10 protein-coding genes are annotated in these 12,730 nt (G+C 73.6%); 5 read left to right on the top strand and 5 right to left on the bottom strand.

All coding sequences use genetic code 11. The features are described 5' to 3' along the window. Positions 1–11: 11 nt before the first annotated feature. The 3 genes from AB0C87_RS40630 to AB0C87_RS40640 form a co-directional block, all read right to left on the bottom strand. Positions 12–944: an ROK family protein gene (locus AB0C87_RS40630; protein ID WP_353835006.1), complete on the bottom strand. Its 933-nt coding sequence runs from the start codon at positions 942–944 to the stop codon at positions 12–14. Next, on the bottom strand, positions 941–2,068 hold the full coding sequence (manA, locus tag AB0C87_RS40635) for a mannose-6-phosphate isomerase, class I (RefSeq protein WP_360581863.1): 1,128 nt from the start codon (positions 2,066–2,068) through the stop codon (positions 941–943). Before manA ends, AB0C87_RS40630 begins: the two co-directional genes overlap by 4 nt. Positions 2,069–2,435: 367 nt before the next feature. Continuing rightward, positions 2,436–3,626 carry an MFS transporter gene (locus tag AB0C87_RS40640; protein ID WP_353835004.1) on the bottom strand — a complete coding sequence of 397 codons (1,191 nt, stop codon included), beginning with the start codon at positions 3,624–3,626 and terminating at the stop codon, positions 2,436–2,438. Between the two features lie 105 nt (positions 3,627–3,731). Here AB0C87_RS40640 and AB0C87_RS40645 point away from each other — a divergent pair, with 105 nt between their 5' ends. From AB0C87_RS40645 to AB0C87_RS40660, 4 genes are all read left to right on the top strand, one after another. After that, positions 3,732–4,211: an Lrp/AsnC family transcriptional regulator gene (locus AB0C87_RS40645; RefSeq protein ID WP_345184876.1), complete on the top strand. Its 480-nt coding sequence runs from the start codon at positions 3,732–3,734 to the stop codon at positions 4,209–4,211. 78 nt (positions 4,212–4,289) lie between these two features. Beyond that, a complete protein-coding gene (locus tag AB0C87_RS40650) occupies positions 4,290–6,023 on the top strand; it encodes an AMP-binding protein (RefSeq protein ID WP_345184874.1) in 1,734 nt (577 codons plus the stop codon). An 8-nt stretch (positions 6,024–6,031) separates the two neighbouring features. Next, a complete protein-coding gene (locus AB0C87_RS40655) occupies positions 6,032–6,931 on the top strand; it encodes an aminoglycoside phosphotransferase family protein (RefSeq protein WP_360581866.1) in 900 nt (299 codons plus the stop codon). Positions 6,932–6,998: 67 nt separating this feature from the next. Beyond that, positions 6,999–7,265, top strand: coding sequence for a zf-TFIIB domain-containing protein (locus AB0C87_RS40660; RefSeq protein ID WP_345184869.1), 267 nt, complete (start codon positions 6,999–7,001; stop codon positions 7,263–7,265). A 51-nt stretch (positions 7,266–7,316) separates the two neighbouring features. Here AB0C87_RS40660 and AB0C87_RS40665 read toward each other — a convergent pair whose 3' ends face one another. Further along, complete coding sequence (locus AB0C87_RS40665; RefSeq protein ID WP_360581868.1) at positions 7,317–9,872, bottom strand: polynucleotide kinase-phosphatase; 2,556 nt, start codon at positions 9,870–9,872, stop codon at positions 7,317–7,319. A gap of 131 nt (positions 9,873–10,003) precedes the next feature. Between AB0C87_RS40665 and AB0C87_RS40670 the strand changes: the two genes are divergently transcribed. Beyond that, positions 10,004–11,212 (top strand): RNA-guided endonuclease TnpB family protein, encoded by a 1,209-nt coding sequence (locus AB0C87_RS40670; RefSeq protein WP_360581870.1) that lies wholly within the window; start codon positions 10,004–10,006, stop codon positions 11,210–11,212. 14 nt (positions 11,213–11,226) lie between these two features. On the opposite strand, the gene AB0C87_RS40675 is transcribed toward AB0C87_RS40670, so the two are convergent. Then, a complete protein-coding gene (locus AB0C87_RS40675; protein WP_360581872.1) occupies positions 11,227–12,657 on the bottom strand; it encodes a 3' terminal RNA ribose 2'-O-methyltransferase Hen1 in 1,431 nt (476 codons plus the stop codon). Between the last annotated feature and the right edge of the window lie 73 nt (positions 12,658–12,730).

Below are 12,730 nucleotides of genomic sequence, written 5' to 3' on the forward strand. Positions count from 1 at the left end.
GAGGGTCTGGTTCAGGGGGTGGGGCGCAGGGGTTCGCCGGAGGCGAGGAGGGCGAGGGCGGCGGCGCCGTAGAGGCCGGCGTCGCGCTCCAGGGTCGTGGAGGACACGCGCAGGTCGCGCAGGTGCGGCATGCCGGCGCGGGCGGTGATCGCGGCGCGCAGCGGATCGAGGAGCAGGTCGCCCGCGGCCGCGACGCCGCCGCCGATGACGACGTCGCGGACGTCGAGGACGGAGGCGGTGTTGAGGATCGCGGTGGCGAGGGCGCCGGCGGCGCGCCGGAAGGCCGCGAGCGGGACCGGGGCGCCGGCGCGGGCGGCCGCGGCGAGGGCGCGGGCGTCGGGGCGGCCCGTCGCGGGGGCGAGCGTCCAGCCCTGGGCGAGCGCCCAGCGGACCATGCCGAGGCCCCCGGCGACCGTCTCCAGGCAGCCGCGGGCGCCGCAGACGCACGCCTCGCCGTCGAGGTCGACGACGACGTGGCCGATATGGCCCGCGTTGCCGGTGCGTCCCGTCCAGGGGCGGCCGTCCATGACGAGGCCGCCGCCGACGCCGGACGACACCACGACGCCGAGCAGGGACCCGCAGTCGTGGCCGCCGCGCCACCACTCGCCGAGCGCCATGCACTGGGCGTCGCCCGCGAGGGTGACGGGGACGCCGGGGACGAGGCGCTGGACGGCCGCGACGAGCCGGTAGCCGCGCCAGCGGGGGATGTTGCTCGGGCTGACGGTGCCGGCGGCCGCGTCGATCGGGCCGGCCGAGCCGATGCCGACGCCCGTCAGGGAGCGGCGCGTCCGGCCGTCCCCGGCGAAGTCGGCGACGAGGCCGCGCAGGGTGGCGGTGGGCGCCTGGCCGACGGGGTGCTCGGCGCGGTCGAGGAGCCTGCCGGCGGCGTCGACGCGGGCGACGGCGAACTTGGTGCCGCCGATGTCGAGGGCGAGGACGGTCATGACCCGATCCCCGGGAGCACGCGGTAGAGCGTGCCGTTTCCGGTGAGGCGGGTCGCGGGGGCGCCGGCGGGGACGAAGGCGGCCTCGCCCCGGGCGAGCGTCAGGGCCGGCTCCGCGGTGAGGCGGGCCTCGCCCTCCAGGCAGAGGAGCGTCTGCGGAAGGCCGGCGGGCAGGTCCTCGGGGACGCCCGCGAGGTCGTGGCGGACGAGGGTGAACTCCTCGGCCGTCGTGCGGTACCGGTGGTCGGCCGTGGGCTCGACGCGGTGCGGCCGGGACGGGGCGAACTCGACGACGCGCATCAGCTCGGGGACGTCGATGTGCTTGGCGGTGAGACCGCAGCGCACGACGTTGTCGGAGTTGGCCATGACCTCGATCGCGAGGCCGCCCAGGTAGGAGTGGGGCACTCCGGCGCCGAGGAAGAGGGCCTGGCCGGGCTTGAGCTCGACGTGGTCGAGCAGGAGCGCGGCGAGGACCCCCGGGTCGCCGGGGTGGGCGCGGGCGATGTCGGCGTAGACGCCCGTCAGGGCCGGCTCTACCGCGGCCTGGAGGGGGCGGGAGCGCTCGTCCAGCATCTGCGTGAGGACGGTCCGGAGCGCATCGGCGGGCGGCTCGGCGCGGAGCGTCTTGATCCACGCGTCCAGTTCGGGGACCTTCAGGTCTTCGAGGAGCGCGGCGGTCTCGGCCGGGTCGCGGAAGCCGCACAGGCCGTGGAACTCGGTGAGGGCGCAGACCATCTCGGGCTTGTGGAAAGGGTCCTTGTAGGTGCGGGCGGCGTCGTCGACGGGGATGCCCTGCGCCTCCTCACGGGCGAAGCCGGCCTCGGCCTGCGCCGTGGTCGGGTGCACCTGCAGCGACAGCGGCTTCTCGACGGCCAGCACCTTGAGCAGGTAGGGCAGCGTGGGCCCGAACCGCTCCACGCTCGGGGCGCCGAGCATCCCGATGGGGTCGCGGTCGATGAGGACGTCGAGGGGCGTCCCGTCCACGCGGGAGGGGGCGGCCGGGTGTGCGCCCGCCCACAGCTCGGCCTGCGGGCGCCCCGTCGGCTCGACGCCGAGCAGCTCGGCCAGGGCGGTCCGCGATCCCCAGTCGTAGGGACGGATCGCGGTGGTCAGCGGCAATGGCACCAACCTGCGCGATCTCCTTGCTCGGGGCACCGTGACCGGACGACGGCGCGCGTGAGGGACAGCGTACAAGCGTCGGAGGGGAAGGCGAACGCGACTCGGCGGGGCGCGCCGCGACGTCGTCCGGCCCCGGTTCGGGGGTTCGCCGGAGCTCGGGGTGAACCCGGAGGGCCCTGTCAGCGAACTGATAAGCGGGCACGGCATGCGAACTGCCGAGCCCTTAGGATGAACTCCCAGGGGGTGGTGGACTTGGGCAAGCACAACAAACCGGCGACGCGGTCGTGCCCCGGTTGCAACGGCACCGGCACCAGCACCGCCACCCACGAGCGGTGCAACGTCTGCCGCGGCACCGGCCGCATCTGACCCCGGATCACGTCCGTCCGATCTCCTGCCCGGCCTGCTCGGCCCCGGGCGCGCGGCGGCGGGCCTGCCCGGCCGCGACGGCGACGGCCCCGGCGCACGACGCCCAGGCCAGGACGGCGTACCCGCCCGCCGACAGCACCGCCGTGGACAGCAGGCTCGCGGCCGCGGCGATCGTCCAGACGGCCGCGTCGACGGCTCCCTCGACGTGCGGGCGTTCCGCCTCGGGCAGGTCGCGGGCGAGGCGTGCGCTGCCGCCGACGAAGCACAGGTTCCAGCCGTACCCGAGCAGGAAGAGCGCCGCGACGCGCCCCGGCGACCCGGCCGCGACCGCCGCGAGCGCCGTGGACAGGGCGAGCACCGCGAGGCCCGCGAGGATCACCGGGTGCGCGCCGTACCGGTCGGTCATCCGCCCCGTGAGCGGTGACAGGGCGAACATCCCGAGGGTGTGCGCGGACAGCGTCATGCCGACCGTCCCGAGGCCGTCGCCGTGCATGTGCATGTCCAGAGGCGCCGCCGTCATGACGGCCACCATCACGACCTGCGCCGTGACCATCACCGCCAGCGCGGAGCGGGCGGCCGGCGTACGGGCGAGGCGGCGCAGCGGCGGCGGCGAGCCCTGGGCCCCCGACCTGCCGCCGGGTCCGCCGGTCGCGGCGGCGGCGGCGACCGCGCAGGTCAGGACGGCCAGCAGGAACGGGCCGGTGAACGCGGGCAGGCCGGCGTCCGCGGCGGCCTCGCCGGACGGGTCGAGCAGCAGCGGCCCGCCGACCGCGCCGGCGGCCGCGCACCCCACCACGAGCCCGATGGCGAAGCCGCGCCGTCCCGCCGGGTGCAGGTCCGCCGCCGCGTACCGGGAGAGCTGGGCCCCCGCGTTGCCGAGGCCGAGCAGCAGCATCCCGAGGCACAGCCCCGCGACGTCGCCCTTCGCGACCGCGAGGGCGGCCAGGCAGGCGCCCGCCGCCGCGGCGGCGTAGCCGAGGACGAAGGCGCGGCGCCGGCTCGCCCGCGCGAGCCGGGTCAGCGCCAGGGCGCCGGCGCCCGTCCCGACGATGCCGGCGGTGTTCGGCACGCCTCCCCACGCGGCGCCGAGCCGGTCCGCGGCGACCAGGGTCGCGGTCGCGCTCGCCACCGCCATGGACGCGTTCATCAGGGCGGCGCCCGAGCAGAGGGCGGCCATCGGACGGGATCGTTTCTCCATGCCTTAACGCTAGAAAGGCCATTTCCCGGAAGGAATGGATGATCCCTGGCCTTCAGCTCTTTCGGCCTATAGATTGCAAAGCGATTCCCCGAAGGGACCTTCCACATGGACCAGACGGACTGGCGGATCCTCGCCGAGCTGCAGCGGGACGGCCGCCTGTCGTTCAACCGGCTCGCGGCCCTGGTGAACCTGTCGTCCCCGGCGGTCGCCGAGCGGGTGCGGCGCCTTGAGGAGGCCGGTGTCATCACCGGCTACCAGGCGCGCGTCGATCCGGCCAGGGTCGGCCAGCCGCTGACGGCCTTCGTGCAGATGCGGTGCGCCCTCGGCCGCTGCCTGCTCAAGACGTCCGCCGCCGAGGACCTGCCCGAGGTCACCGAGGTCCACAAGCTGAGCGGCGGCTGGTGCTCGATGCTGAAGGTGCGGGTGGCGTCGATGCAGCACCTGGAGGGGCTCCTGGAACGCCTCGGGGAGCACGGGGAGATGAACTCGCACATCGTCCTGTCGACCGCCTACGAGGGCCGCGCGGTGGAGCCGCCCGCCCCCGGCGCCCGTACCGTCACCCGCTCGGAGGGCTGGACGCGCTGAACCGGCGCGCCCGGCGGCCCGCGGGTTCGCGTTTCTTCGCCCGGCGCGACGGTGCCGGAGATGATTCAATCGGGCGTTATGTGGCACTCGTCACTGCGCTCCTCGCCCTGGCACCAGTGGTATCAGCCCGGGGTCCCCCGGGAGGTCGACATCCCGGACGTGCCCGTCACGCGCCTGCTCGACGACGCCGCGGACCGGTTCCCCCGCAACCACGCGCTGATCTTCTTCGGCCGGCGGATCTGCTACCGGGACCTGCGCGAGGCCGTGGACCGGTTCGCCGATGGCCTGCACCGGCTGGGAGTGCAGCCCGGCGACCGGGTGGCGCTGATCCTCCCGAACTGCCCGCAGCAGGTCATCGCGTTCTTCGGCGTGCTGCGCAGGGGCGCGATCGCGGTCCAGCACAACCCCCTCTACACCGAGGAGGAGATGCTCAGGCAGCTCGCCGACTGCGGCGCGCGCGTCGCCGTGGTGCTGGATCGTTCCTACGAGACGGTGAAGGCCGTGCGGTCCCGGGCGGGTCTGGAACACGTCATCGTGACGTCCCTGGCCGACTTCCTCCCGGCCACCAGGCGGCTCGCCCTGCGGCTCCCGCTCGTGCAGATGCAGCGGCGGCGCGCGGCCATCACCGCCGACGTGCCGCGGGAACCCGGCGTCGTCCCGTTCAAGGAGTTGCAGAGGCCGCCCGCGCGCCGCGTCCGGCAACTGCCCCTGGACCCGTCGAGGCATCTTGCCGCCATCCAGTACACCGGCGGGACGGAGGGGCGGCCCAAGGGCGCGATGCTGACGCACCGCAACCTCGTCGCGAACGCCTGCCAGCAGCACGCGTGGGACCTCGAAGGGCGTCCCGGCGAGGACGTGACGCTGGCGGTGCTTCCGCTGTTCCACTCGTTCGGGCTGATGAGCTGCCTCGTCGCGCCCGTCATGACCGCCGGGGCGGTGGTGCTGCTCCCCCGCTACGACGGCGACCGCGTGGTCCGCGCGATACGCAGGTACCGGCCGACGATCTTCCCCGGGGTGTCGACGCTGTACGAGCAGGTGCTCGACAGCCCGCGGTTCCGGCCGGACGACCTGCGCTCCCTGCGCATCTTCATCTCCGGGGCGATGGGGCTGTCGCAGAGCACGATCGACCGGCTCGCCGAGGTCGGGGCCAAGGGCCTGATCAACTGCTACGGGCTGACCGAGGCGTCCCCGGCCGTCACCGCGAACCCGCTGGGCGGCGGGGCGCGCAACCTCACCGTCGGGCTGCCGCTGCCCATGACCGATGCCGTCATCGTCGACCAGGACGAGCCGACGAAGGTCCTGCCGCCGGGCGGGACGGGAGAGGTCGTCGTGCGCGGGCCGCAGGTGTTCGCGGGCTATTGGAACGCGCCGCTCGCCACCGCGCAGACCCTGTCGAAGGGCTGGCTCCGCACGGGTGACATAGGCGTGATGGACGAGAAGGGCTTCATCACCATCGTGGACCGCCAGCGGGACATGATCAAGGTGAGCGGCTTCACCGTGTCCCCGTCCGAGGTGGAGAAGGTGCTGCGCCGCCATTCCGCCGTGCACGACTGCGCCGTGGTCGGCGTGCCGGACGCCCGGCGGGGCGAGCGCATCATCGCCCACGTGGTGGAACACCCCGCCTACCCGTTCTCGGCGGACGAGCTGCGCCGGCATTGCGAACGCTTTCTGTCGCACTACAAGGTGCCCTCCGAGTTCCTGCCCCGGACGGAGCTGCCCCGGAACATGCTGGGCAAAGTCGTCCGGCAGCGGCTGCGGGACGAGTTCGCCGCCTCGTCGGCGCAGCGGATGGGCCCCGCGCGGAGTGGTTGACTGGTCGCGTGCAAACCGAGACCGTCCAGTCAGGGCTCTTCACGCGGCTCGCCGAGATCGGGCGTCAGAGGGCCACCCAGGACGGACGGCCGGAGACCTTGTACGACCGGCACGGTGTGCTCGTCGTCCGCGTCGGCGACGTGGTCGTGAAGGCGCACCAGGCCGACCGGGAACACGGCTCCCCCCTCCTCGCCCGGATAGCGCTGGCGGAGGCGCTGCCCGATCTGGTCGTCGGCGCCTTGGGGCCGCCGCTCACCGTGGACGGCCGCACGGTCACGCTCTCGGCGTTCGGTGAGCCGGTGGATCCGGCCGGCAAACTCCCCTGGGAGGAGGGCGCCCGGCTCCTGGCGGCGCTGCACGCGGTGCCCGTCCCGGCCGACGCGCCGCCGTGGGGACGTCCGACCCGCGTGGCGCGCCTGGTCTCCCGCCTGCAGGACGGCTCCGCCGCGGACGCGGTGCGCCGCGCGTTCACCACTCTCCCCGCCTGGATACGCGGCGAGGAGAAGGAGCCCGAGGAGCGCGCCCGCTGCCTCATCCACGGCGACTGGCATCTGGGCCAGATGGTCCGCGCACCGGACGGGCGGTGGCGGCTCATCGACATCGAGGACCTCGGCGCGGGCGACCCCGCATGGGACCTCGCGCGGCCCGCGGCGCTCTACTCCGGCGGGGTTCTCCCGCCGCGGGACTGGGAGCGCTTCCTGGGCGCGTACAGGGAGACGGGCGGCCCGGCCGTGCCCGCGCAGGGCGATCCCTGGACGGCCCTGGACGTACCCGCGCGAAGTCTTGCGATCCAGATCGCGGCCACGTGCGTCATATCCGCGGGGAGGGAAGGTCGGCCGCTCGACGGCGCGGAGCAGGCGATGGTCGACGCCTGCGTGAGAATATCCGCGGCGGGGGACGCGGCATGACGTGGCGCCCAACCTGTCCTACATTTAGCCTCTACCTGGGGATCCATACCGGAAGGATGACAAGGCGATGCACTGCCCTAAATGTCGTGGCGTGATGCGGACCTACACCCGCAGCGGCGTCCACATCGAGCAATGTGACAGCTGCCGGGGCATCTTCCTCGACTACGGCGAGCTCGAGGCCCTGAGCCAGATGGAGTCGCAGTACCGGGCGGCGCCCCCGCCCGCCGCGGCGCCCGGCTGGGGCGCCCCGGCGCCGGCGGTCCACCACCATCACCACGGCGGGCACCACCGCCCGCACCACGGCAGCGTGTTCCACATGCTCTTCTCGACCTGACCCGCGGCCACGGCCCGCCCCGAGGGCGGCGGGCCGTGGCGCGCGGAACGGTCACAGGCGCGGGTCCACCGGCTCCGACTCCAGCGCCAGGACGGCGAAGACCGCCTGGTGGACGCGCCACAGCGGCTCCCCGCCGGCGAGCCGGTCGAGGGCCTCGACGCCCAGCGCGTGCTCCCGCATCGCCAGCGACCGCTTGCGCCCGAGCGACCTGCGGCGCAGCCGTTCGAGGTGCTCGGGCTCGCGGTAGTCGGGCCCGTAGATGATGCGCAGGTACTCCGGCCCCCGGCACTTGACGCCGGGCTGCACCTTGGCGCCCTCCGGAAGCGGCCCCAGCGGCTTGACGACCATGCCCTCGCCGCCCGCCGCGGTGAGCTTCTCCCACCACTCGGCGGCCGCGGCCTCCGACTCCGGCGACCCCAGGTCGACGGTCATCGACCCCGTCCGCTGGACGAGCCCGCTCACGTCGCCGTCCGCCAGCCGCCCGGCCACGGACATGTGCCACTCGTGGTCGCGCAGGACCGCCCACGAGCGGCCCTCCCCCGCGAGGACCTGGAACGGCGCGAACCGCACGCCGGTCAGCCCGTCCACCGGCCAGCAGTAGCGCGCGTACGCGTCGCGGAACCGGAACGCGTTCGCGGCCCGCCGGTCGACGCGCTCGCGCAGCCCGCCGAGGTCGAGCCCCCGCCCGTCCGCCCGCGCGAGCGCGTCGGCCGCCACGGGCAGGGCGGCCCGGGCCGCCGCGCCGGTCGCCGCGTACTGGGTGCGGATGAGGTCCATCGCCTTCGCCGACCACGGCAGCATCTCGCCGTCGAGGACGAGCCATCCGGTGTCCAGTTCGTCCCAGAGCCCCGCCGCGCCGACGGCGGCGCGGAGCCGGTCCAGGACCTCGGCCGTGCGGGACGGGTCGCGGAAGAAGGACCGCCCGGTGCGGGTGTAGACGGCGCCGGTCGTCCCGTCGTCCACGCCGAACCGCTCGGCGGCCACCGAGGCGTCGCGGCACACGACCGCCACGGCGCGCGAGCCCATGTGCTTCTCCTCGCACACCACGCGCAGGACGCCCTTGTCCCGGTACGCGGCGAGGGCCTCGGCCGGATGCTCCAGGTATCCCGGCAGGGGCGACGTCTCGGCGGGGGCCATGGTGGGCGGCAGGTAGACGAGCCAGCGCGGGTCCACCGCGAACCGGCTCATCACCTCCAGCGCGGCCAGCGCGTTCTCCTCCCGGACCGAGACGCGGCCCATCAGGCGGGTCTCGACGCCCTGGTTCCCGAGGATGTCCCCGATGTTGAGGACGTCGTTCTCCCGGTGGCCGCCCGCGCTCGCCTTGGCCGGCGCCTCCAGCGGACGCGTCGGCTCGTACCAGACCTGCCGCGCCCGAACCGACACCAGCTCGCGCTCCGGATACCGCAGCGCCGTCAGTTTCCCGCCGAACACCGCGCCGGTGTCCAGGCAGATGGTGTTGTTCACCCACTCCGCCTCCGGGACGGGCGTGTGGCCGTACACGACCATCGCCTTGCCCCGGTAGTCGCGCGCCCACGGGTAGCGCACCGGAAGGCCGTACTCGTCGGTCTCCCCGGTCGTGTCGCCGTACAGCGCGAACGAGCGGACCCGTCCGGACGCGCGGCCGTGGTAGTCCTCCTTGAGCCCGGCGTGGGCCACGACCAGGCGTCCGCCGTCCAGGACGTAGTGGCTGATGAGGCCGTCCATGAACCGCAGCGCGCCGTCGCGGAAGTCCTCGTCCTCGGCGGCGAGCTGCTCCAGCGACTCGGCGAGCCCGTGCGCGAGCCGCACCTTGCGCCCGCGCAGCGCGCGGACGAGCTTGGCCTCGTGGTTGCCCGAGACGCACAGCGCGTCGCCAGCGGCCACCATGCCCATCACCAGGCGCAGCACGCCCGGCGAGTCGGGGCCGCGGTCGACCAGGTCGCCGACGAAGACGGCGGTCCGCCCGCCGGGGTGGCTCGCGCCGGCGGCGCGCCCCCGCGCGTCCCGGAGGATCTCGTAGCCGAGGTCGGCGAGGAGGTCCTCCAGCTCCGCGCGGCAGCCGTGCACGTCGCCGATGACGTCGAACGGGCCGGTCAGCTCGCGCCTGTCGTTCCAGGCCTTCTCGTACCGGATCGTCGCGGCGTCGATCTCGTCGGGACCGGTCAGGACGTGGACGCGGCGGAACTCGCGGCCCAGCGAGCGCATGCCGCGCCGCAGCTCGCGGCGCTGGCGCGGGATGACGTGGGGGGCCAGGTCGCGCTCCGGGCGCCCGGCGTTGCGCTCGGCGGCGAGGGCCTCGGGGACGTCCAGCACGATCGCCACCGACAGGACGTCGTGCTCCTTGGCCAGCTTGAGCAGCGACTCCCGCGCCTTGGTCTGCACGTTGGTCGCGTCCACCACGGTCAGCAGTCCGCGCCGCAGGCGCTTGCCCACGATGTAGTGCAGCAGGTCGAACGCGTCGCCGGTGGCCGACTGGTCGTTCTCGTCGTCCGACACGACCCCGCGGCAGAAGTCCGACGACACCACCTGGGTCGGCTTGAAGTGCTTGCGCGCGAAGTGCGACTTGCCCGACCCGGACACGCCGACGAGCACGACGAGCCCCATCTCCGGGACCTTGATCTCGGTCATCTGGATTCCTCCATGGATGCCCCGGCCGTCAGGCCAGGGAGAAAACGCGCCTCTGCGGAGCAGAGCGGCGAAGCCGGGGCGTTACGACTTCCGTCAGGTCGGCTCGCACCGAAGCTGTTAGAACGTGTGGCATGGCGCGGCAGGTCAAGCGGGCGTTCAAATACCGCTTCTACCCGACCGGCGAGCAGGCGGCTGAGCTGTCTCGCACGTTCGGCTGCGTGCGCATGGTCTACAACAAGGCACTGGAGGAGCGGACCCGGGCCTGGTACGGCGAGGGGCGCCGGATCTCCTACCCGCAGTCGTCCGCTCTTCTGACGCAATGGAAGAAGACCGAAGAACTCGCCTTCCTGGCCGAAGTGTCGTGCGTCCCGCTCCAGCAGGCGCTGCGCCATCTGCAGACGGCGTTCGCCAACTTTTTCGCCAAGCGGGCCGCCTATCCGCGGTTCAAGTCGCGCAAGCGGTCGCGTGCGTCGGCCGAGTACACCCGCAGCGCCTTCACCTGGCGCGACGGGCGCCTTACCCTGGCGAAGATGTCCGCGCCGCTGGATATCCGCTGGTCGCGTCCGCTGCCCGAGGGTGTGGAGCCGTCCACGGTGACGGTGTCGCGCGACAGTGCGGGCCGCTGGTTCGTGTCCCTGCTGTGCCAGGACTGCGTCGCCTCCGCCCCCGCCACGGACGCGGCGGTCGGGATCGACGCCGGAATCACTTCGCTGGTGACCCTGTCGACCGGGGAGAAGATCGCCAACCCCCGGCACGAGCGGCGTGACCGCGCCCGCCTGGCCACGGCGCAGCGCGAGCTTGCCCGCAAGGCCCCCGGCTCGGCGAACCGCGACAAGGCCCGCCGCAAACTCGCCCGCTTGCACGCGCGAATCAGCGACCGGCGCCGCGACTTCCTGCACAAGCTGTCGACTCGTCTCGTCCGTGAGAACCAAACGGTCGTGATCGAAGACCTCGCCGTCCACAACCTGCTCAGGAACCGCACGCTCGCGCGCGCCATCTCCGACACGGCGTGGGCGGAACTGCGCGCGATGCTGGAGTACAAGTGCGCCTGGTACGGCCGCGAACTCGTGGTGGTCGACCGCTGGTTCCCCTCCTCCAAGCTGTGCGGAACCTGCGGAACCATCCGCGCCAAGCTGCCGCTGGACGTCCGCGAATGGACGTGCGGCTGCGGCAGCGTGCATGACCGCGACGTCAACGCCGCGCGCAACATCCTGGCCGCCGGGCTGGCGGTGACCGCCTGTGGAGACGGTGTAAGACCTCAACGGGACACCTCCCGGACGAGGCGGTCGTCGGCGAAGCAGGAAACCCAGCGAGCAAACGCTGGAACCCCCTGCCTCTAGGCCGGGGGAGGAAGTCAACGGGTGAACACTCCCATCTGCGTCGGCGCGCCGACCTCGGGGTCGTCGTCGCCGACGGGAACGTGGCGGACGCGGTAGCCGTGCTCGGCGGCGACCCGGTCCGCCCATGCGCGGAACTCCGGGCGCGTCCATTCGAAACGGTGGTCGGGGTGGCGCATCGCCCCGGGCGCCAGCCCCTCGTAGCGGACGTTGTGCTCGGCGTTCGGAGTCGTGACGACCACGACGCGGGGCGCGGCGTGGCCGAACACGACCCGCTCGACGGCGCCGAGGCGCGGCGGGTCGACGTGCTCGATGACCTCCATCAGCACGGCCGCCTCGTACCCGCGGAACCGGTCGTCGGCGTAGGTGAGCGCGCCCTGGAAGACGTCCCGCACGCGGTCGTTCTCGCGGCGCGGCTGCTTGTCCAGCCGCAGGCGGCGGGTGGCGTGGCCGAGCGCGCGGTACGAGACGTCCGAGCCGGAGATCTCGCTGAAGAACTCGTCCTTGGCCAGCCGCGCCATGAGCTTGCCCGAGCCGCAGCCGAGGTCGATGACCCGGCGGGCGTCCTCGTCGTGCAGCGCCTGCACCACCGACCGCAGCCGCAGCTCCGCGAGCGAGACGGGCGCCTCCTCGGGCGCCTCCGCCCGCCCGTCCTCGGCGGCGGCCTCTTCCTCCTCGACCTCCACCGGGTCGAGCTCCTCGTCGGACGCGTCCTCGGCGTCGGCGAGACGGCCCAGCGCGGACTGCACGAGGCTGCGCCGGTTGGCCAGGTACCGGCGCGTGATGGCGCCGCGGTCGGGATGCGCGGCCAGCCAGCCCTCCCCCGCCCGGATGAGCTTGTCGACCTCGTCGGGCGCCATCCAGTAGTGCTTGGCGTCGTCGAGGACAGGCAGCAGGACGTACAGCTGGTTGAGGGCGTCGGCGAGCCGCAGCATCCCGGTCAGGGTGAGCGTCACGTACCGGGAGTCGCCCCACTCGGGGAAGTCGGGGTCGAGCGGCACGGGCACCGCCGACACGTCCCAGCCGAGCGGAGCGAAGAACCGCTCGGCCTGGCCGGGCCCGCCCCTGCACGGGAGGGCGGGCAGGACGATCTCCAGCGGGACGGGCGTCTCCGCCAGTTCGGGGCGCAGGTCGCAGCGTCCCCGCATGGCGGTGCGGAACACGTTCGCCATGGCCGACGCCAGGAGCGACGACGCCGCGTACGGGCGGTCGTTCACGTACTGGCCGAGAGAGAAGTCGGGCGTGCCTCTGCCGCGCGTGCGCACGAGCTGGACCGGGTCGACGTCCAGCAGCAGGGCCGCCGTGCAGCGCCCCTCCTCCGCGTCCGGGTAGAAGACGTGCGCCGTGCCGTAGGACTGCTCGAAGCGCTGCACCCGGTCCGGATGCTTGTGCAGGAGGAACCCCAGGTCGGTCGCCTGGCTCATCGTCGTGGTGATCGTCAGAAGCACGTCCCAAGTGTGGCGGAACGCGCCGAACGCCCCCATCCATTTTCCGGAACGCCGGACTTAAAGGGTTTGCGCC

It is taken from the genome of Actinomadura sp. NPDC048021 (assembly GCF_040653135.1).
Classification (GTDB): domain Bacteria; phylum Actinomycetota; class Actinomycetes; order Streptosporangiales; family Streptosporangiaceae; genus Spirillospora; species Spirillospora verrucosospora.

What these genes read in the sequence shown, in the direction of transcription:
- AB0C87_RS40660 (WP_345184869.1), top strand. Translation starts at nt 6,999, where the DNA reads ATGCACTGCCCTAAATGTCGTGGCGTGATGCGGACCTACACCCGCAGC.
- AB0C87_RS40670 (WP_360581870.1), top strand. Translation starts at nt 10,004, where the DNA reads ATGGCGCGGCAGGTCAAGCGGGCGTTCAAATACCGCTTCTACCCGACC.
- AB0C87_RS40650 (WP_345184874.1), top strand. Translation starts at nt 4,290, where the DNA reads ATGTGGCACTCGTCACTGCGCTCCTCGCCCTGGCACCAGTGGTATCAG.
- AB0C87_RS40640 (WP_353835004.1), bottom strand. Translation starts at nt 3,626, where the DNA reads ATGGAGAAACGATCCCGTCCGATGGCCGCCCTCTGCTCGGGCGCCGCC.
- AB0C87_RS40630 (WP_353835006.1), bottom strand. Translation starts at nt 944, where the DNA reads ATGACCGTCCTCGCCCTCGACATCGGCGGCACCAAGTTCGCCGTCGCC.
- AB0C87_RS40645 (WP_345184876.1), top strand. Translation starts at nt 3,732, where the DNA reads ATGGACCAGACGGACTGGCGGATCCTCGCCGAGCTGCAGCGGGACGGC.
- AB0C87_RS40665 (WP_360581868.1), bottom strand. Translation starts at nt 9,872, where the DNA reads ATGACCGAGATCAAGGTCCCGGAGATGGGGCTCGTCGTGCTCGTCGGC.